We start from the raw sequence: 19,642 nt of genomic DNA, 5'->3' as shown, positions 1-19,642 counted from the left end.
CAGTTTTCAAGGTTCATTATTTAGTCGTTTTTTTCAGCGACTTCTTTATATTAACATCACACTCAATCTCTGTCAATCACTTTTTAAAAAAGTTTTCTTGAAGCTATCAAGTTTTGTTATGTCTTAGCGACAATTAATATAATACAATATCATTATATTAGACGTCAATACTTTTTATAAAAAAATATCGAGGTATTAATATATACCTCGATTACTAGCATACTACAAGTCCTTACTCCATTTCCAGAGCCTCTTTATTCACTTTGTAATGTCGATGGAATATCATTTCACTTTTTGCAGCGATTGGTTCGACAAGAATATAGCCTTTGTCCACCAGATATTCAACAAACACCTCTAAATCAACCGAGTAATTCACTAGCTCATGATGATCATGCAACTCTTGGATGGTCCAAGTCTCTTTAGATTCCATTACTTCTAATATATGCTGGGCACCGTCTCTAGTACGAGAGTGTATCAAAAATTCACTTGCTAAAAACAATAGCTCTAAGCGTTTTTCTATCGGTTCATTACTCGAAACAAGCTCTTCATATAATTTATAAATCGCTGGCTCAATTTTTCTCACTTGTGCCCAAACAGTTACTTCAGGATAAAGCCCGCTATCGATAATGGACAAACGCCCCAGATGATGTAACGAATCTACAACATGATTATAAGCATCTAAGTAGCTTCCCTTATCAAAATATTCTTTGCCTTCTAAATAACGTCGAATTAACTTGGAAAATTGAATGCCTGTTTTAATCTTTCGTCCACTAAACGGGAACTCCTGTAATTCAATTTTCAATTTATGAAGAAACTCATTTCGATCAAACAATACCCTGCCAAAGAAAATCCAATCAACCACTTTTCTATTTGAACCAATTAGTAGCCATTTTCGTATTAGCTTTTCAGTAACAGTATGTAAAGCTACTTTATTTCCTTCATATAAGTAATGTTTCGTAAAGACTGGCTTTTCCGCTTCCTTTACAATAATAAGTAAGACTGTATCAAATGTATCTGTAACATTACTTTGTTCATCACGCTTTTCTACTAAAATAACACCTAATGTATTCGACTGACTCGCGCGTTCCTGATATATTGGACGCAAAACTTGCTCCATGTTCAGCCCCCCTATTTATTTGTAGCCTTTTATTTCGTTAAAAATTCGACATACTCTAAAAGTATTCCTTCTTTCCATGTTCTCAAAGCTAAAATACTTTGTTCTTATATGTTATAGTAGATTTTAGATTGGGAGGCAAGATATTATATGAAACCTTATAAAAATAAAATTAATAAAATTCGTTCCTTTGCATTAGCTCTTATTTTTATTGGCTTTATCGTTATGTATGGAGGAATTTTCTTTAAAAACAATCCTATTCTCGTCTTAATTTTTATGACTCTCGGTGTTCTGTGCATCATCGGCAGTACAGTTGTATATGCTTGGATTGGACTTCTTTCAACTCGAGCAGTTCAAGTAGAATGTCCTAATTGCCATAAACACACAAAAGTTTTAGGTCGTGTAGATATGTGTATGTACTGTAATGAGCCATTAACATTAGATCCAACTTTAGAAGGAAAAGAATTTGACCAATCTTATAATAGGACAAAAAAATCCTAGCCCATTTAAGAGCTAGGATTTTTTTATTGCACTTTTGTAGATACACCTTTACATGATGGACAAGTGCCGTATATCTCTAAACGATGCGAATGCACATCAAAGCCTGTTACTTGTGATGCAAAATGTTCGATTTCATCGAGACCAGGATAATGGAAGTCGACTATTTTTCCACAGCATTCACAAATCATGTGATAATGATCGTTTGTAACGAAATCAAAGCGGCTCGAAGCGTCACCATAGGTAAGTTCTTTCACTAAACCAACCTCACGAAATACACGAAGGTTATTATAAACAGTTGCTACACTCATATTTGGAAATCTTCCTTCAAGTGCTTTATAAATTTCATCGGCAGTTGGATGTGCCATTGATTGTATTAAATATTCCAAAATAGCATGACGCTGAGGAGTAATACGTACACCAGTTGTTTTTAACGTGTCAAGGGCATCCTGTAAATGCGTTGCAGACATCGCCATGCACCTCTTCCATAAATATTCTTAATTTATAATTGTTATAATTAGTGTAGCGAACTAGGCCTAGTTCTGTCAATCATACACCTTCTAAATCAACAACATTTTTCAATGTAATTTCTCCATCCTGAATGGTAGCTGTTTCTACTTTCTAAGTTAATGGTCGTTCAGCAAGAAGCTTTCTTATATAACCTAAATCTCAATTAACACTTTCTATTGTAAATGTCACCCAAGCTTTGTTGATAAATTCTTACTTGAGTTAATAGCCTCTTGATAAATCCATCACATTTTCTAAATCCTTCTCACCCCGTAACCATTTTTCTAAACTTGGTTTAAAAATTTCTAAGCTGCGTTCAACATATCGTGAAGAATGGCTTGAAATATGTGGAGATACGATAACATTCGGTAAGGACCATAATGGATGATCTGCCGCTAAAGGCTCTTGCTCAAATACGTCTAAAACAGCATAGCCAATTTCACCTGCCTGAATGGCTTGAATTAAAGTATCTTCCTCTACTAAGTTGCCACGACCAAAATTCATAAAGATCGCATTACTTTTCATTGCTTTAAAATGCTCTAGTTTTAAGAGATACGTTGTCTCATCCGTTTTAGGTAATACAGAAATGACGATATCAGCCTTAGGCAAAGCTTCCATTAATTGATCGAAACACACCATGTTATTCATATAAGCAGCTTCTTTCCCAGAACGGTTACAGCCAATTGTTGTTACACCAAAAGCCTGTAATAAACGCCCTACCTCTGAGCCAATAGCGCCAGGTCCTAGAATAAGAGCTGTACTGTCTCGTAATTCAGATTGCTTTGCTTTTTTTGACCATTCACTCTTCTTCTGCTGCTCATATATCCATGGTAGCGCACGTTTAATAGCTAAAATATGAGCAAGCATCGATTCTGCCATTGGCGTTTTATGAATACCTCGCACATTTGAAACTAAGATATTTCGTTCCATAATAGCTTGAGCAGGCATTTTTTCAATTCCAGCCGAGGCTACAAAAATCCACTTCAGGTTTGTTGCGTAATTCATATTTTCATTATTTAAATCCTCACCATATGTAACAAGTACATCTGCTCTTTGCAACTCATCGATGGATAAGCCAGTCTCAAAAATAAAATCTACGTGTGGAAACTCTGCTACTAACGGATCACGTAAATCAGGTCTTGGTTCAAATGTAAAATAAATTCTCATTTTGTCGCCTCCCATTCTGCTAAATAGGTATATACCTCTTCAATGTGATTTTTCACGCGTACCTTGCGCCAAGCCTTCATAAGATTCCCCTCTGTATCAATTAAAAATGTTGAACGTTCTATTCCCATATACTCACGTCCATACATCTTCTTCAACCCCCATACGCCATATGCCTCCGCAACTGCATGATCCTCATCCACAAGAAGGGAGAATGGTAGTCCATGCTTATCTATAAATTTGGTATGCTTTTTTGCATCGTCAGGACTGATACCTAGCACAACTGCATTTAGTTGGCTAAAATCCTCATGCTTATCACGGAAATCACATGCCTCAGTTGTGCATCCTGGTGTCATATCTTTAGGATAAAAATAGACTATTACATTTTGTCCTCTGAAATCTGCTAACCTTACCGTCTCTCCTTTTTCATTTATAAGAGAAAAATCTGGCGCTTTTTTTCCTTCTATTAAAGTCACAATAATCTCCTCCTCTGTAGGTTCTATTTTACTCCAAGTGATAAAACAAGTCATTTCCCTTAATTTCTTTGGATTTCTGGTACTGATAGGTCTACAATAGAGTACGTATAAAGACATAGGAGGCAATCATATGAATCATACAAAATCTGAAGCAATACACACGGAAGCGCTACAGCATATCGTTGGTGGTGTAAATAGCCCTTCTCGTTCTTATAAAGCAGTGGGCGGAGGCTCGCCTGTAGCAATGGCTCGTGGGAAAGGAGCTTACTTCTGGGATGTTGACGGCAATCGTTATATTGACTATCTAGCGGCATACGGACCTATCGTAACTGGACACGGTCACCCACATATTGCGAAGGCTATTACCCATGCCGCTGAAAATGGTACGTTGTTTGGAACCCCAACGGAATACGAGGTTACTTTTGCAAAAATGTTAAAAGAAGCAATACCGTCTATGGATAAAGTGCGTTTTAATAACTCTGGTACAGAAGCTGTAATGACAACTATTCGCGTTGCACGTGCCTATACTGGTCGTACGAAAATAATGAAATTTGCAGGTTGCTATCACGGCCACTTCGATTTAGTATTAGTAGCCGCTGGTTCAGGTCCTGCTACATTAGGAACACCAGACTCAGCAGGCGTAACAACTTCTACTGCTGAGGAAGTAATTACTGTACCTTTTAATAATCCTGATGCCTTTACCGAAGCAATGGATAAATGGGGCGAACAAATTGCCGCTATCTTAATCGAACCAATCGTAGGGAACTTTGGTATTGTTGAGCCAAAACCGGGCTTCCTAGAGCTAGTGCATGCTACTGCAAAAGAAAAAGGAGCATTAACGATTTACGATGAGGTTATCACAGCATTCCGCTTCCATTATGGTGGTGCTCAAAACTTACTTGGACTAACACCTGATCTAACAGCACTTGGGAAAGTTATTGGTGGTGGTTTGCCAATCGGCGCATACGGTGGTCGTAAAGAAATTATGGATACAGTCGCTCCTCTTGGCCCAGCCTACCAAGCAGGTACTATGGCCGGAAACCCTGCATCGATGCAAGCTGGTATCGCCTGCCTAGAAGTGCTACAAACACCAGGGATTTACGATGAAATGGATAGACTAGGTGGAATTTTAGAAAATGGTATTTTAGCCGCAGCTAAAAAGCATGGAGTAACAATTACATTAAATCGTCTTAAAGGGGCACTGACTATTTACTTTACAGATGTGAAAGTAGAAAACTATGAGCAAGCAGAAAACGCTGACGGAGAAATCTTCGGTCGCTTCTTCAAATTAATGCTTAATCAAGGCATCAATCTAGCTCCATCGAAATATGAAGCATGGTTCTTAACAACTGAACATACTGAAGCAGATATTTTGGAAACAATTAAAGCGGTAGACTATGCATTTTCACAACTTTAAACATCACAATACAAAGACGACTCGCTAGTAGGAGTCGTCTTTTTCTTATGTCAGCATACAAATTTATGTATTTTATGAGCACTTCCTTCTATAATGTAAAGAAGCTTAAAAATTTTAGACAGAAAGGACATCCAGATTTTCTATGAAATTAGGTGCCCGTGTATTCAAAACTGGTGTTGCCATCGTGCTAGCACTCTTTATTGCGGAGTTGCTAAATCTCTCTTCTCCAGTTTTTGCTGGAATTGCAGCGATTTTTGCCATTCAGCCATCGATTTATCGATCCTATCAAACAATTGTTGAGCAAGTACAAGCAAATATTATAGGAGCTACCATCGCAGTCATTTTTGGCTTGCTTTTTGGTCACCATGTAGTAGCTGTTGGCATTGCAGTTATCACTGCCATCGGTATAATGTTGAAATTTAAACTTGAAAAATCATTGTCACTAGCGCTCGTAACAGTTGTTGCCATAATGGAAATTCAAGGAGATGACTTCCTGACGTTCGGTCTTTTTCGCTTTATTACCATATTAGTTGGGGTGTTAGCGGCCTTTGTTGTTAACCTAGTCTTTTTACCTCCAAAGTATGAGGTAAAGCTTTTCCGTAAGATTTACTTTTTACAAGACGATATTATTCGATGGACACGACTTGCTGTCCGTCAGGCTTCTGAACATACATCTACAAAGGGAGCATTAAGTAAATTTAAAAACCGTATGTTAAGAGTTGATACATTGTATGATTTCTATAAGGAAGAACGCAATTACCTCAAACATAAAAAGTATGTTAAAGTGCGTAAGCTAGTGGTCTATCGTCAAATGATTTTAACATCTAAAAAAAGTTTAGAATTGCTGCAACGTTTGCATAATCATGAAAACGAATTGGCCCAGCTACCAACACAATTTCACTTAATGATTCAGGAGCGACTGGACTTTTTACTTACGTATCATGAACAGCTGCTATTAAAATATACAGGAAAGTTAAAGCCCGAGCATTCTGAGTGGAGTAAAAACATCGACTATATTCAACGTAATGAACTGATGGAAATTTTTATCAAACAAATAACCTATGCACATGAGGAAGGCGATACGGAGTTTTCGAGCTATCACCTACTTTATATTTTATCCCGTATACTAGACTACGAAGAAAACTTAGAGCATTTGGATACGCTTATTGTGTCCTATCAAAGCTATCATGGGCATGAGATTAATGTGGAGCTAGAAGATGAGTTTATATAACAAATGAAATAGGTAATTTTACGACAAATTGACTAATATCAATTTGTCGTTTTTGATATTTTACATAAATCTGTAAATATTTTTAAAATTTGATACAATAAAAGTAAATGTAAAAATAAGGGGCGGTTCAATACATGGTCAATTTAAGTAAAATTGAATTAACTAAAAAAGGTCAATTCGTTAACTTAACAAAATCACAAAATCAAGAGATTGGTGAAATTTTAGTCAATTTAAACTGGAATCAGAGAACTGAGAGAAATTCAGGTGGCTTTTTATCTTCTTTATTCGGCACCAATTCTAAAGGAGGGATTGATTTAGATTTAGGATGCTTATATGAAATGACAGATGGTAGTAAAAGTTGTGTTCAGGCTCTTGGTAATGCTTTTGGTAGTTTGCATTCTGCCCCTTTTATTGAGCTAGATGGTGATGATCGCACTGGCATGTCAAGCAGCGGTGAGAATTTACGCATTAATGGAAACAAGGTAAGAGACATTAAGCGAGTGCTAGTTTATACATTTATCTATGAGGGTGTAGCAAATTGGGCTGAAGCCGATGGGATTGCGACAATCAACTACGGAACAGGTCCTAGCATTGAAGTTCGTTTAAGTGAACATCGTAATGGTAAAAATATGTGTGCAATAGCTATGATTGAAAATGTGAACAATGAAACATTTAAAGTTGAACGACTTGTTGAATATTTTAAGGGACATCAAGATATGGACAAAGCCTACAATTGGGGACTATCATGGCGTTCAGGTAGAAAATAAGCCGATGCTAAGGGCTCAACCTATACATATTAAGCAATCTTAGAATGCATTCATAGTTGCCTGTAAATTGGAGTCTCTTAGCAACCGTTAATTGAAATGAAGATAAAAAAAGCTGACATCATCTCTTTTTAAATGATGTCAGCTTTTAAAGGCTCACGTTCTTAATGCCATCAGCTGTGTCTCTGATACCTTACGCTGTGCTGTTAATTCTCCATGAAGCTTACGATAATTAGTAATACCCTCTATAATTGTATCCCAAATTTCCTCAAGTGTTTGTGTTGTTTCAGATTGCTGAGCTAGAGCAGTGCTCAATTGAACTGCTTCATTACTGGCTCCTCCAAATTGCTTGACACGGTTTTCAAAAGCTAATGCTGACTGACTCTGTAATTGCTGCCGCCTTTCATTCACTGCATTCAGTATCCCCATTTTGAATACAGGGATGGTCTTAACAAAAGCACCATTTATTTGTTCCATCAATTCACTATTTCCATTGCGCAGCATCTCAATTTGCGGGGCTGTTAAAATGGCAACCATACGTGATTTCTCTAACTCATCTATTTTCTGTTGAAGCAACTCGGCAATTGCTTGCAAACGATTGAGCTCCATTTTTGCCACTTGATTACCCGCCTCACCCTGTTTCTCATACATAGGTATTAGGGTTGTTTGTACTTCATGTAATTTCATATCTGCTGCAACAATATATTTTTCTAGCTCCAGATAAAACATCAAATCCTCATTATATAACCGTGCCAGGACTCGATTATCTTTTGCTAATTCCTCCTCCATAAGCACAAATTGATAATGAATTTTTTCAATATCTCTACTGAGTACATTGTATTTCGCAAATAAATCATCATTACTTTTCGCTTTACGTGCAAATAGTTTCTTGAAGAAGCCCTTTTGCTCAGCAAAATCTTTTTTATCAAATGTCAACATTAAGGCTTCAAGCTGCTTAAATAATTCATTTGACTCATAGGATGCTGATTGGGTGATTAAGTCTAAAATTTGATCTGCGAATTTTGCTAATTTTGTAGCTGGCTCTCTGCCCAACTCCATTAAGTCCTGCTGATTTTTTATATTAATCTTATTGGCAATTTGCTGTACCTCTGTATTTCCCCATAATTGTTGTTTGACGGCTTCTGCTGTTTCCACTGTCAATTGTTCAATTGTCGTAGGGTTATTTGACATTCGTGCCGCCTCCTTCCTGTCATCAGAAAAAACGATTAAAGAGCTTTTTAATGATTTTATCTGGTGCAGATTTTTGCTGCTTTGGTTCTTCATAAGGCAAGTCAAATAGCATATGCTCTAAACGGTGTACATCATATGAATCCTCTAGTAAGTGCCTTTCTAAATCTAGTTTGCCTGTCGGGTTATAAAATACAATATCCATACCAAAGCGATTTAAAAACGCTAGTAATGCAATGTCCTCACGTGATAAAGCTGGCTGCTGTGGCGCTTGATATAATACAAGTTTTGGTACCTCTTGAGAGTAGTCAAAGTTTTGTAGTAATCGCAGTATATCCTGAGGAATCATCGTCATCTGTTTAAATAAAAATAACTGTAAATCATATAAAGTCTCATTTGATTGTTGTTTTAACATGGGTTGCTCACATGAAGCTTTTATCGTATAAGAAATTGCACGCTGTAGCTCCAATGGTAATTCCCCGTATTGCCACCAATCACTTTGCATAATGCGCTCTACTGACAGCTCCCCATTTACTAAGCAATGTTTATAGTGAAAATGGAAGTTTGCCTTGCTCGTTTTTGAATAAGGGAACACCTGCACAAAAACGGTTTGCGGACTAGCCAGTAATTGATGCATATAATGCCAGTATTCTTCACGTTGGCTCGACACTCCACTAATTTTTGCAAATATTACTGGAATGATTATCTCATCCCCAATAACTTCAAATTTCGGTCGGACCATGGCCTTTTCTTTCGCATAAATAAAAATATCATCATAGGTCATTCTTAGTGTTAAGGAGCGTGGCATAAGATCTTTAAATTGCCAAGGCTTAAAAACTCCTGATTGCTGATCATGCATTAATTGTTCAAAATGCTGACTCGAACGATAGCCTACAGTTGCCTGACGATCACGAAGCTTGTCAGGAAATGGCTGTAAAGTTGTTTCACTTGCATACGAGTAACTGATTGAAAAAGAATCTGTAGGATCGATCTCTGCAAATTCATCTATTTTAGCTGGATGAAAAATTAATACGTCACAACCTAGCTCCATTAGCAATAATAGAAAATAACGCTGACTAACAGTCGTCTCCCCATACCACACAACCTTAGGAAAATCATCTGTCGGCTTCATTGCCTGTGTCCATTGAATCCAATGGTTTTTTAACCACTTCACCATATCAATTAAAAAACGGCGAAATTCATTCGCAAGTAGACCTAAAGATTGTTGTTGCTGAAAAAGTTCGACAATTTTAATGGTTGCTAGCTGTAAATGTCGGTTCATTACACTATCATCATGCTTAGGTATTAATTGATACCCATACATCATTGCAACTAATCGATTAATAGACAGCCCTTTAGGTGTTTGCTGATGTTGTTCTAGAATCGTTTGTATGGCCTGAAAGTCTTTTTGTTCAATATTTTTATTTAATTCTTCACTTAAAATATGAATACTTTGGGTTTGTGACATGGTAAATAATGAATTGAAATAATCATCCTCTTCAATTGGCACTCCTAATACACGTACTGCAATTCGGCTAAAAGTTATTTGTTGTGATGTTTCCTCATAAAATGCACGATTCTTTGGTGAATCTTGAAACGCCTGTAGCCAATCATCAGGATTTCGCTCCAACACTGATTGAATTGTGATTGTTTGCATACAAACGCACCTCCTAAAAAATCATCCTTTAGCATAGGCTTAAGAATTCATTTGTCATAGAATAGTCTTACCTATGACAGCAAATAAGTATTTAAAACTAAACTACCGTTTGTTGTGTGGCAATTTGTAAAACGGCTTCTAGCAAATCTTTTGTAAATGCTTCACCATTATGAATTGAGTAGGTTGTATTTGGTAGAACATTTGGCTGTTTATCCTTTAAATCTCCATGATTCGGTGTAAATGCTAAATCAGCTATGGATAGCATTCCGTAATCCATAATAGAATCGCCTGCTGCTATATGCACATCGTATGTACAAAATTCCTTCATATAATCTATAGCCGCTTCCTTTGTCAGTACCTTGGGCATAAAATACAATTTTTTACCTTGTAGAAGAACGTACCAGCCATGAGCGTCAAACTCTTGAATTATTGCATTTAATTCATCTTGGCGTAAAACATCATTATCCACATGATGTACATAAAAAAGATCATCTATATAGAAAGAACGTTGTAGCCATGTATCGGATTTGATTGTTTGAAATAGTTTTAACATATCCTCTCGTGGAATGGAGGATTCTTCAATTCGGCTACATAATGTTTTCGTCCATTTGTCATATGGCTGACCTTTTTCTAATATTGTACCCCCATTGCTTGTAATTGCAAAAGTAGGGCACAAGTCATTAATAAAATGTATTCTCTGATATTCATGCAATGCTCTTGTCGTAACAGGTACAAATAGTGTTTGGTGATGCACCTCCTGCAATAAAGCTGCTGTTGCCTTTGTCATCATGCTCATGTCTTTATCAGCCTTCCGCTCAACTACCATTGTCTCTGTATTTGGCGGAAACATCTCCATCATACGTTTAGAATAAATAAGTGTTCTATCTAAATCTGATGTAAATAGTATCATCTTATTCTCCTCTACAATTCTTTTATTAAGCCGCAACATGCATAGGACATATCCGAATATTCTTCTACCAATACATTTTTTTCACGAGCTAATAATAAAATGTGTTCCAGCTCATGAATGTACTGTGGATTAACTAGGATTTTCCAGGGGATTCGTCTTAGTAACACTCTTGTCGTTTCTCCAACACCAGGTTTGATAAAATGAATATTATCAATATCAAAATCCTGCTGAATCCTTTGCACGGATTTCATGCCCTCCCAAGTTATTGCGGAGTTGGGCAGCTCTTGAAGTTGCCGTATAATCTCACTCTGCACATTATCAAAGCATGTGACAATGCGTTCTATGTACAAGTTTGACACATCCATCTTCTCTAATTCTTTGTAGTATTTTGCACCATGAAAGTCTTCCTCATCCATAAACTGTAGATTTAATACTGTTCTACTCACCAATCCAGACACCGTCGAATTTAAACAAGCAGATGGAATTAAAAAATCTTCACGAGTTCCATAAATGGCGGCACAATGCCCTGGATCTGCCAAAACGGCTAAATTGGCATTCAATTGTACTTGATGTTGTGTATTAAACTTTTGACAGGAATGTAGTAATTCTTTGGTAATAGCACCCTTACCCGTCCAACCATCAATAAATTGAAGACAACCTTGAGGATGTTGTGCCAACATGTAACGAATTGCTGTTTCATCAAAGCCACGACCACGCAAAATAGATATTGAGTAATGTGGTACATTCACCTTATAGCGCATTTGTATATACCGTTTAATTAAAATGCCAATTGGTGTACCTGCTCTTGCTAAGCTAACAAGAATTAAATTATCTAGCCCTCTATTTTGGATGATTTGCTCTGCTACCACACCAACAGCTATTGCTATTCTTTCAGCGTAAGTATCTAAAGTTTTATAAAATAGATCCATATATGTTTTAGATGGTTGATATTCCATTGGTAGCATTTCAGAATAATGCGTGCCCGTTTGAATAAGTTGTTCACGTTTTTCATTATCCATTTCAAGAAAAACATTACTAATATCACGCAATAAAAACATAACATCCTCTGGTGCATAGCTCCCCATTTTATCTGGCTGTATAGTCGATATCATCGTTCTACCTCCACTTCATGCATAGAAATCACATTTATTTTTGCGCTACTGATGGATTGTAATGCCTCTACCAAGCGGGCAATTATCTCTTTATTTGCTATACGTTCCACAATAATGAAAAGTTCCGAATATGGCCGGTTTTGTATATTATATAAATAATTTTCAACCCCATTGTTCTCTGGGCTTTCAAAGACTATTTTTTCTGTAATCGTATAGTCTAGTTCATCTGTACAATAAATTGGACTACGGGTCGACGATTGAAAATAAACATTTTCCCCTAAATAAGAGGCAATTTGCATAGGGACATACATAAATTCCCCTGTTCCGATAACAAGTGCTGGTCCACCCGTTCGTAGCTCTTTTAATTGCTCGGCGATTGCCTGTAGCATTTTCTTTTGCTGGATATGCAGTTTGGATGTTAGCATAAATCTTCCTGTCGCTAGTATATAAGGCTGATTGTTTACAAGACCATTCCCTGCAATAGAACGATAGAATTTGCAATCAAGAGATTCTTTGATTGGTATTAGTGTGATGTCCTGTGGGGCACATGTTGTTATTTTAGGTTGCTCGCTTGTTAAATTTGGTGCTCCCTCACAGCTAAATTGACCACACATAATGGCGATGAACTCAATAGAGATCCCCCATTGCTTTTCTAATTGCTGAAACACCTTTTGTTGCTGTTCTGAACGCCAATCTAAAATAGATAGTACAGCATACTGCCTAACAAGCGGAAACTTCTGTCTCAGTGTTTGAATAATGTTAATAACCGTATTACCAGTAGTAATCTCGTCATCAATTAACACAATACGTTTAGCTTGCAGTAAAACATCAGGCTCTTCTGTATAAATCCTATGGCTTGTCGCATGGGAATGCTCTTCCTCAAATGTAACAAATGGTTCAAAATCTGGCAGTACTTCACGTGTGGTATGGATATACATGGCATTTGTTTGGAATGCATTAAATACAGCATGTCCAAGTGCAGTGGCTGTCTCAGCAAATCCAATAAACAATGTTTCCTCAGACAGTGGTATGGAACCCTCCGTTGAATCCTGAATTCCATCCAACTCTGTACAATCTTTTAATGCTTTTACAACAGATGGCATAGCAAGCACAGTTTGACCAGTAAGATGCTGATTATACATACAGGCTAGAAGGGTTCCAGTCAGTAATGGGACTTGGGGACGAACAGCTAAATGCTTGCCAAGTACAGTGCTCACAAACAAAAACTGTCTCTTCTTATTAATACGTGCTGCCATTTTAAATAAATCTGTCAATGCAAAATTATGAGGATTATGAGTGACTTCAATATCAATTGTATAATTTGGCAAAATGCTTAGTTTACTCATTTGTTGCTGCATAAACACTACCACCTATTTCAGAATTTAATAACAGTGAGGCAAAATCTAAAGACTCGTGATAGACGCCATAGACATGTGCTTGTTTTAAGATTCGTTGCGCCCATCTCATATGTGGTTTGATTTCATTCATTTTATTAGCATAGTGACTTTTCATAACACCTTTGTGACCATCACTATTTTCTACAATGCTCAATGCATCTAAATACTCCTCATACGAAATCGCATAAAGTGCATGCACGACACGGACATGACTAGGGTGAATGACCGTTTTACCCATAATGCCGTTTTGTTTATCCATTAAAACTTCCTTCATTAATCCATCTAAACAATCGTCTAACAATGCTTTCCTTGTATCAAGCGCACCTTTTTCACTAAATGGCGTCACTCTTAATGCAGGCTTTAATACACGTTGATTACTAAAATACTCCCAGACAGGCCCAGAAATAACAAAACCATCTTCCTCACGACCTAAGACATTGACTATATCTGCTATACAATCTCTAATCACACTGATATCATAAATAGTCGAGTCCATACGGCGGCGAATTCCGTATATACCACAAAAATCAGTTGCACCAATACGCACATTTAATACGCGTTCCCTGTATTGATGTAGAACTTCTTTAATGCTTAATAATGCCTCCATACGAGATTCCTTATATAATACCTCACGACTTTCTAAAATTGGCATACCATATAAGGTTAAATGATGTTCCAAAATGGTTTGTTCAAGTAACTCAAAATACCGGGCTCCTTGTGCTACCGTAAATTTTGGAAATACATAACCAGTTAATATTTCCTGTTTCTTCCCTAATGAAGTTATTAAATAATTAAATTGTTCTACATGACGTACACGAATAAACAGGAGTGGTAGATCTTGTAATTGCAATTGTTTTTGGTTATATAGCTCATATAACTCACTAATATCCTCCATCAATTTTGCTTCACAATCTAGTAATTCTGTATCTCCTACTGCATCCTCTAAGTCAATGACAAGTGATGTAAGCTCTTTATATTTTTGCGATTGAATCAAACCCACAATATTAGGCATGGAAGCTGGCATATACAAAGTCGCACCTAAGGCATATGACAGAATATCTGGCGTATCCAATTTGGTAAAGGGCTGTGGCTTCTTATAAAAAATCGTCTCTGCTTCTGTTGCAAAGTGTTGCATTTAATCCTCTCCCCAGTAATAGCATACCTTCTGTGAAAAAAGCACTGTATCAGCCTGTTCCCTACAGACCAATACAGTGCCTTGTTTACACGGCTGTTTTCTTATTCATCTTGTGTACAACAAATGTCAGCAAGAATGCAGCAATTAAAATAATAAAGAATAATTCATGCGAAAGATGGAATCCAAAAATACTTGCGAACATTTTCAGAGCAATAATCGCAATCAAAATATAGGCAGTTGTTTCAAGCTCAGGTACTCGCTCTATCAATGATAGGAATACTCCAGCGATAGTACGCATCATAATAATCCCTAAAACTCCACCTAATAATAGTACCCAAACTTGATCTGATATCGCAAACGCTGCTAGTATAGAGTCTACTGAAAAGGCAACATCCATTAATTCAACTGAAATAACAGTCGCCCAGAACGTTCCAAAAACGCGAACCATCCAACCCGTCTTTTTAAACTCATGTGCTTCTCCTTCATCATCGCTCTTATTTTTAAAATGTAGTATGACTAACCACATTAAATAAGTCGCACCAATTACTTTAACGATGGAGAACTTCACGAGGTAAACACCAATACCGATGAAGAGAAATCTGAAGAAATACGCTCCAAACATCCCATACATTAACGCTTTTTTTCGCTGATGCTTTGGAAGATGTTTAACAAGAACAGCTAAAACTAACGCATTGTCTGCAGACAATAGACCTTCCATAATAATCAATGAAAAAATTAGGCCCCATGATACTGGATCTGTTAAAACCTGTCCCCACATGTGCCAGTTAAAAAACTGTGCATATGTATTTAATATCTCGTTGAAAACGTCCAAAAAAGATCCTCCGTCTTTACCTATCCAAATTATTGTAGGCCATATGCATTAACTAATGCTGCTAAGCCACCCTGATAGCCTGAGCCTACTGCGGCAAACTTCCACTCACCATTATGGCGGTAAAGCTCACAAAAAACAACGGCAGTTTCAATGCTGAAATCTTCACCTAAATCATAACGCAATACTTCTGCCCCTGACTCTTCATTCGTTAAACGAACATAGGCATTCAGAACCTGACCGAAGTTTTGATGACGGCCCTCCGCGTCATAGATTGTAACCGTCACAACAATCTTTTCAATTTGTGGAGACACTTGCTTTAAGTTTACAAGAACCTTTTCATCATCCCCATCACCTTCTCCTGTACGGTTATCACCAGTATGCACAACAGATTGATCTGGGCTCGTTAAATTATTGTAAAAGATAAAGTCTTGTTCATTACGGCATTTACCTGACGCATCTAGTAAAAATACAGATGCATCAAGGTCAAAGTCTTGTCCACCATCAAATTGCTTTACATCCCAGCCTAAGCCGATTCCAATACTGTTTAGGCCTGGATCTTGTTTTGTTAAATCAATACGTTGTCCTTTGCTTAATTGAATAGCCATTGAAAATCTCCCTTTCCGTTCAAAGTTGAAATTTTTTAGTTTACACTCAAGCCATAGTCATTACATAGTGCAGCTAAGCCACCTTGGTAACCGGCACCAATCGCATTAAATTTCCATTCTCCGTTATGGCGGTATAATTCCCCTACTACGACTGCTGTTTCAATACTGAAATCCTCACCTAAATCATAACGAATAATTTCTTCGTTGGAAGCAGCATTGACAATACGAATATAGGCATTAGAAACCATACCAAAGTTTTGACTGCGTGCCTCTGCATCATGGATTGTTACAGTAAATGCTAGTCGTTGTACATGTGCAGGTACTTGTGTTAATGCAACTTTTACCACTTCATCGTCACCGTCACCATCGCCAGTTAAATTATCCCCGGAATGTTCAACAGAGCCGTTGCCACCTGTTGTATTATTGTAGAAAATAAAATCATTTTGATCTGCTACTTTGCCTGTATCTGCAAGTAAAAATACAGATGAGTCTAAATCGAAATCATGTCCACCGTCATATTTATTTGTATCCCAGCCTAAACCAACAATTACATTTGTTAATCCTGGATTTGTTTTTGTTAAATCTACCTTTTGACCTTTTTGTAATGAAATACCCATTATCTTTCTCCTCCTAGTTAATTATTTATTGATATCTTCGAACAACGTCGCCAAGTTTCACGTCATTTGTTCCTGTTCCAACTGCAGCAAATTTCCAATCATTGTTATGGCGGTAAATTTCACCACAGACAAGCGTCGTTAAGTTCGAATAGTTATCAGTTAAATTATAGCGAATTAGCTCACTACCTGTCCTGTCATCATACACACGAATATATGCATTTTGAATCATGCCAAAGTGTTGATTACGGCCTGCTGCATCATAGATGTTTACAATAAACACCAGCTTGTTATATTGAGACGGTACAGACGACAGCTCAATTGTAATAACTTCATCATCACCATCGCCATCCCCCGTTAAATTATCCCCTGAGTGTCGAATTGAACCACAATTACTTGTTAATTTTCCAAAATAAACAACATCGTCTCCCGCAACAACCTTATCATTTTGTAGCATTAATACGGAGGCATCACAGTCGATGTTTCTTCCACTGCCGCTATTTCTACTTGAAAATAAGCCTCCAAATAAACCGCCGCTTTTTTCTTGACTTACAGGGTCCCAGCCTAAACCTACTTTGATTTTATTTAAACCAGCATTCCCTTTTGTTAAATCGACCCGTTGCCCTTTTTGCAAATTAATTCCCAATTTAATCACCCTCCTAAACTATGTGTTGCCAATTAAAAGATTATATGTAAAGAAATAATGTAAAGTCGAATCTTTATATATTTCATAAAAGATTGTCGTTTTTCACCATTATAATAAGTCTAAAATAACATTACAAAAAATTCAATTAATGGCTCCAAAATGTCGATGCCAATATGAGCCTTATTTTCGAGAAATCTTCATAATCATGATGTTTTCACTGTAAATGAGTTTCTTTTAATGCAGTTAAAAAAACCTTCTAACTTGTAGAAGGCTAATGAGCATATACTAGCTTTTCATTTTTGGATCAAGTGCATCACGCAGTCCATCACCCATTAGGTTAAAGCCAAGAACTGTTAACATAATAGCTAGACCTGGGAATATCATTGTCCATGGAGCATTTATTAAAAACTTCCGAGCATCAGCTAGCATTTTTCCCCATTCGGGTGCTGGTGCTTGAGCTCCTAGTCCAAGGAAACCTAATGCCGCCGCTTCAATAATGGCTGTCGCAATAGCTAGTGTTCCTTGTACAATTATTGGTGTTATGGAATTCGGTAAAATATGAGAAAATAAAATTCGTGTATCACGCATGCCAATTGCTTTAGCCGCTACAATATACTCCTCTTCCTTGACACTCAATACTTTAGAGCGAATTAAACGACCAAAATTCGGAATGTTAATTATTGCTATGGCAATTAATGCATTTTGTAAAGATGGGCCTAGCACCGACACTACTGCAATCGCTAACAGCATACTAGGGAAAGCTAGCATAATATCAAAAATACGTGAAATAATCGTATCAATCCATTTTCCATAATAGCCTGCAATAATACCAAGTAAACTACCAACGATTACAGATAAAATAACCGAGAAAAAGCCTACCCATAACGAAATCCGTGCACCATGAATGATTCTAGAAAAAATATCTCGTCCAAAATCATCCGTTCCAAACCAATGTTCACTGGATGGTGCTAATAAGCGCTTCGCAAAATTTTGTTCATTGATGCCCTGTGGTGCAAGGTAGGGGCCAACTATAGCAAGTAAAATAAAAAATAGAACAATTCCTGCTCCTATAAGGGAGACTTTACTCTTTTTAAAGCTCCGCCAGCCTTCGAGCCACGGACCTACCGCACGTTCTCGAGTTGGTACTGCTTCTTTTTTGATATCCATTGCTCCAGTCATCATTGCAGCTCCCTTCTATTTGTATTTAATACGCGGATCAATCACTGTATACAGCAAATCCACAATTAAGTTAATCATGATGAAAATAAATGCAACGATTAGAATACCTGATTGAATAACAGGATAATCCCTGAAGCCAATCGCATCATAAATATAACGACCAATTCCTGGCCAACTAAAAATAGTCTCTGTTAGTATGGCACCACCTAGGAGTAATCCTGTTTGTAGACCAATTACCGTTAACACAGGAATTACAGCATTCTTTAGTGCATGCTTATAAACAACAATAAACATTTTTTGGCCTTTCGCTCTTGCTGTACGTACATAATCCGAGCGCATTACTTCTAGCATAGAAGACCTTGTGATTCTTGCAATAATAGCCATCGGAATGGTCGCAAGTGCTACTCCTGGTAATATTAATCTCTTTATGACTTCAATGAATTGATCAAAGCGTCCTTGAATAAGGGTATCAAGTAAATAGAAATGGGTTATGGCGGCTATTGGGTTTCGAACATCCTCTCGACCAGAAGTAGGCAACCAGCCAAGCTTACTACTAAATGCCCATTGCTCCATTAAACCTAGCCAGAATACTGGTACAGATACACCAACTAATGCCACTATCATTGCAATATAGTCGAACCAAGAATTTTGGAACCATGCAGAAATAATGCCAGCATTCACACCAATAATGATAGCAATAATCATGGCAAAAAGTGCAAGCTCAGCTGTTGCTGCCAAGTATGGAAAAATTTCTTCTGATACAGGTAATTTAGTACGTAAGGAAACCCCCAGATCTCCCTGGAAAATACCTGACAAATAACTAAAATATTGTGTATACCAAGGTTTATCTAATCCTAAACTTGCGTTTAATGCCTCGACCGCCTCTTTTGTTGCCTGTTGTCCTAAAATAACTTGTGCTGGATTACCAGGTATTGCACGTATCAACATAAAGACGATAAAAGTCATTCCAAGCAAAACTGGGATTAGTTGAAGGAATCGTCTCCCCATATAGTGAAGCATTTTCATCACCTCTCTATGATTTTCATAATCTACTTTGAAGTCTTTATATACTGTTGAAAGGTTGAGCCTTCACCAAACGGCTTTAAATGTTTAGATGAGATCTTTCATACAGGAGAATATAATTTTCTTTTACTAGAAAAGAATCTGCGAGAATTCCACGGCTTACCCGCAGAAAA

Annotated in this window: 20 protein-coding genes; 4 read left to right on the top strand and 16 right to left on the bottom strand. The window is 37.2% G+C overall.

Going from position 1 to position 19,642, the window contains the following annotated elements; translation table 11 throughout:
* Window positions 1–232: 232 nt before the first annotated feature.
* On the bottom strand, window positions 233–1,117 hold the full coding sequence (locus B2R82_RS10800; RefSeq protein WP_283869585.1) for a nucleotidyltransferase-like protein: 885 nt from the start codon (window positions 1,115–1,117) through the stop codon (window positions 233–235).
* Between the two features lie 147 nt (window positions 1,118–1,264).
* Here B2R82_RS10800 and B2R82_RS10795 point away from each other — a divergent pair, with 147 nt between their 5' ends.
* Window positions 1,265–1,615 (top strand): YgzB family protein, encoded by a 351-nt coding sequence (locus B2R82_RS10795; protein ID WP_054772457.1) that lies wholly within the window; start codon window positions 1,265–1,267, stop codon window positions 1,613–1,615.
* 23 nt (window positions 1,616–1,638) lie between these two features.
* Here the strand turns inward: B2R82_RS10795 and perR are convergent, their stop codons facing one another.
* The 3 genes from perR to bcp all read right to left on the bottom strand — a co-directional run bounded on the left by perR (window position 1,639) and on the right by bcp (window position 3,759).
* Window positions 1,639–2,082, bottom strand: a complete 444-nt coding sequence (perR, locus tag B2R82_RS10790) for a peroxide-responsive transcriptional repressor PerR (protein ID WP_286924857.1) — start codon at window positions 2,080–2,082, stop codon at window positions 1,639–1,641.
* A gap of 259 nt (window positions 2,083–2,341) precedes the next feature.
* Entirely contained in the window at window positions 2,342–3,286 is a 945-nt protein-coding gene (locus tag B2R82_RS10785) for a D-2-hydroxyacid dehydrogenase (RefSeq protein WP_286924856.1), read from the bottom strand.
* On the bottom strand, window positions 3,283–3,759 hold the full coding sequence (gene bcp, locus B2R82_RS10780) for a thioredoxin-dependent thiol peroxidase (protein WP_286924855.1): 477 nt from the start codon (window positions 3,757–3,759) through the stop codon (window positions 3,283–3,285). Before bcp ends, B2R82_RS10785 begins: the two co-directional genes overlap by 4 nt.
* A 130-nt stretch (window positions 3,760–3,889) precedes the next feature.
* Between bcp and B2R82_RS10775 the strand changes: the two genes are divergently transcribed.
* From B2R82_RS10775 to B2R82_RS10765, 3 genes are all read left to right on the top strand, one after another.
* A complete protein-coding gene (locus B2R82_RS10775; protein WP_286924854.1) occupies window positions 3,890–5,176 on the top strand; it encodes a glutamate-1-semialdehyde 2,1-aminomutase in 1,287 nt (428 codons plus the stop codon).
* 142 nt (window positions 5,177–5,318) lie between these two features.
* Window positions 5,319–6,407 (top strand): FUSC family protein, encoded by a 1,089-nt coding sequence (locus tag B2R82_RS10770; protein ID WP_283869590.1) that lies wholly within the window; start codon window positions 5,319–5,321, stop codon window positions 6,405–6,407.
* A 134-nt stretch (window positions 6,408–6,541) separates the two neighbouring features.
* The gene (locus tag B2R82_RS10765) at window positions 6,542–7,174 is read left to right on the top strand and encodes a TerD family protein (RefSeq protein ID WP_283869591.1); all 633 of its coding nucleotides are present in this window, start codon (window positions 6,542–6,544) and stop codon (window positions 7,172–7,174) included.
* A gap of 153 nt (window positions 7,175–7,327) precedes the next feature.
* Here the strand turns inward: B2R82_RS10765 and B2R82_RS10760 are convergent, their stop codons facing one another.
* From B2R82_RS10760 to B2R82_RS10705, 12 genes are all read right to left on the bottom strand, one after another.
* A complete protein-coding gene (locus B2R82_RS10760; protein ID WP_286924853.1) occupies window positions 7,328–8,362 on the bottom strand; it encodes a toxic anion resistance protein in 1,035 nt (344 codons plus the stop codon).
* A 22-nt stretch (window positions 8,363–8,384) separates the two neighbouring features.
* Window positions 8,385–10,016, bottom strand: a complete 1,632-nt coding sequence (locus B2R82_RS10755) for a YceG family protein (RefSeq protein WP_286924852.1) — start codon at window positions 10,014–10,016, stop codon at window positions 8,385–8,387.
* A 97-nt stretch (window positions 10,017–10,113) separates the two neighbouring features.
* Window positions 10,114–10,926 carry an HAD family hydrolase gene (locus B2R82_RS10750; protein ID WP_286924851.1) on the bottom strand — a complete coding sequence of 271 codons (813 nt, stop codon included), beginning with the start codon at window positions 10,924–10,926 and terminating at the stop codon, window positions 10,114–10,116.
* Between the two features lie 11 nt (window positions 10,927–10,937).
* A complete protein-coding gene (locus B2R82_RS10745; RefSeq protein ID WP_286924850.1) occupies window positions 10,938–12,038 on the bottom strand; it encodes a cysteine protease StiP family protein in 1,101 nt (366 codons plus the stop codon).
* Complete coding sequence (locus tag B2R82_RS10740; RefSeq protein ID WP_286924849.1) at window positions 12,035–13,396, bottom strand: phosphoribosyltransferase family protein; 1,362 nt, start codon at window positions 13,394–13,396, stop codon at window positions 12,035–12,037. The genes B2R82_RS10745 and B2R82_RS10740 overlap by 4 nt, the downstream gene beginning before the upstream one ends.
* Window positions 13,377–14,570 (bottom strand): HpcH/HpaI aldolase/citrate lyase family protein, encoded by a 1,194-nt coding sequence (locus B2R82_RS10735; RefSeq protein WP_286924848.1) that lies wholly within the window; start codon window positions 14,568–14,570, stop codon window positions 13,377–13,379. Before B2R82_RS10735 ends, B2R82_RS10740 begins: the two co-directional genes overlap by 20 nt.
* Window positions 14,571–14,655: 85 nt before the next feature.
* Window positions 14,656–15,402, bottom strand: a complete 747-nt coding sequence (locus tag B2R82_RS10730) for a TerC family protein (protein ID WP_286924847.1) — start codon at window positions 15,400–15,402, stop codon at window positions 14,656–14,658.
* A 29-nt stretch (window positions 15,403–15,431) separates the two neighbouring features.
* A complete protein-coding gene (locus B2R82_RS10725) occupies window positions 15,432–16,007 on the bottom strand; it encodes a TerD family protein (protein ID WP_286924846.1) in 576 nt (191 codons plus the stop codon).
* 35 nt (window positions 16,008–16,042) lie between these two features.
* The gene (locus B2R82_RS10720; protein WP_286924845.1) at window positions 16,043–16,624 is read right to left on the bottom strand and encodes a TerD family protein; all 582 of its coding nucleotides are present in this window, start codon (window positions 16,622–16,624) and stop codon (window positions 16,043–16,045) included.
* 25 nt (window positions 16,625–16,649) lie between these two features.
* Window positions 16,650–17,267, bottom strand: coding sequence for a TerD family protein (locus B2R82_RS10715; RefSeq protein ID WP_286924844.1), 618 nt, complete (start codon window positions 17,265–17,267; stop codon window positions 16,650–16,652).
* Window positions 17,268–17,552: 285 nt separating this feature from the next.
* Window positions 17,553–18,449: a nickel transporter permease gene (nikC, locus tag B2R82_RS10710; RefSeq protein WP_286924843.1), complete on the bottom strand. Its 897-nt coding sequence runs from the start codon at window positions 18,447–18,449 to the stop codon at window positions 17,553–17,555.
* Window positions 18,450–18,461: 12 nt separating this feature from the next.
* Window positions 18,462–19,466: an ABC transporter permease gene (locus B2R82_RS10705; RefSeq protein ID WP_286924842.1), complete on the bottom strand. Its 1,005-nt coding sequence runs from the start codon at window positions 19,464–19,466 to the stop codon at window positions 18,462–18,464.
* Window positions 19,467–19,642 lie beyond the last annotated feature (176 nt).

This window comes from Lysinibacillus sp. UBA6686 (genome assembly GCF_002455205.1).
GTDB lineage: Bacteria > Bacillota > Bacilli > Bacillales_A > Planococcaceae > Lysinibacillus > Lysinibacillus pakistanensis.
Note: the sequence above shows the minus strand (reverse complement) of the source record. Positions and strands in the feature narration are given on the sequence as shown.

Bases quoted from the DNA above. Each gene is read 5' to 3' on its own strand.
- B2R82_RS10765 (WP_283869591.1), top strand. From the start codon at position 6,542: ATGGTCAATTTAAGTAAAATTGAATTAACTAAAAAAGGTCAATTCGTT.
- B2R82_RS10750 (WP_286924851.1), bottom strand. From the start codon at position 10,926: ATGATACTATTTACATCAGATTTAGATAGAACACTTATTTATTCTAAA.
- B2R82_RS10735 (WP_286924848.1), bottom strand. From the start codon at position 14,570: ATGCAACACTTTGCAACAGAAGCAGAGACGATTTTTTATAAGAAGCCA.
- B2R82_RS10785 (WP_286924856.1), bottom strand. From the start codon at position 3,286: ATGAGAATTTATTTTACATTTGAACCAAGACCTGATTTACGTGATCCG.
- B2R82_RS10755 (WP_286924852.1), bottom strand. From the start codon at position 10,016: ATGCAAACAATCACAATTCAATCAGTGTTGGAGCGAAATCCTGATGAT.
- B2R82_RS10745 (WP_286924850.1), bottom strand. From the start codon at position 12,038: ATGATATCGACTATACAGCCAGATAAAATGGGGAGCTATGCACCAGAG.
- B2R82_RS10760 (WP_286924853.1), bottom strand. From the start codon at position 8,362: ATGTCAAATAACCCTACGACAATTGAACAATTGACAGTGGAAACAGCA.
- B2R82_RS10775 (WP_286924854.1), top strand. From the start codon at position 3,890: ATGAATCATACAAAATCTGAAGCAATACACACGGAAGCGCTACAGCAT.
- B2R82_RS10720 (WP_286924845.1), bottom strand. From the start codon at position 16,624: ATGGGTATTTCATTACAAAAAGGTCAAAAGGTAGATTTAACAAAAACA.
- B2R82_RS10795 (WP_054772457.1), top strand. From the start codon at position 1,265: ATGAAACCTTATAAAAATAAAATTAATAAAATTCGTTCCTTTGCATTA.
- B2R82_RS10705 (WP_286924842.1), bottom strand. From the start codon at position 19,466: ATGCTTCACTATATGGGGAGACGATTCCTTCAACTAATCCCAGTTTTG.
- nikC (WP_286924843.1), bottom strand. From the start codon at position 18,449: ATGATGACTGGAGCAATGGATATCAAAAAAGAAGCAGTACCAACTCGA.
- B2R82_RS10800 (WP_283869585.1), bottom strand. From the start codon at position 1,117: ATGGAGCAAGTTTTGCGTCCAATATATCAGGAACGCGCGAGTCAGTCG.
- B2R82_RS10725 (WP_286924846.1), bottom strand. From the start codon at position 16,007: ATGGCTATTCAATTAAGCAAAGGACAACGTATTGATTTAACAAAACAA.
- B2R82_RS10770 (WP_283869590.1), top strand. From the start codon at position 5,319: ATGAAATTAGGTGCCCGTGTATTCAAAACTGGTGTTGCCATCGTGCTA.
- B2R82_RS10740 (WP_286924849.1), bottom strand. From the start codon at position 13,396: ATGCAGCAACAAATGAGTAAACTAAGCATTTTGCCAAATTATACAATT.
- perR (WP_286924857.1), bottom strand. From the start codon at position 2,082: ATGTCTGCAACGCATTTACAGGATGCCCTTGACACGTTAAAAACAACT.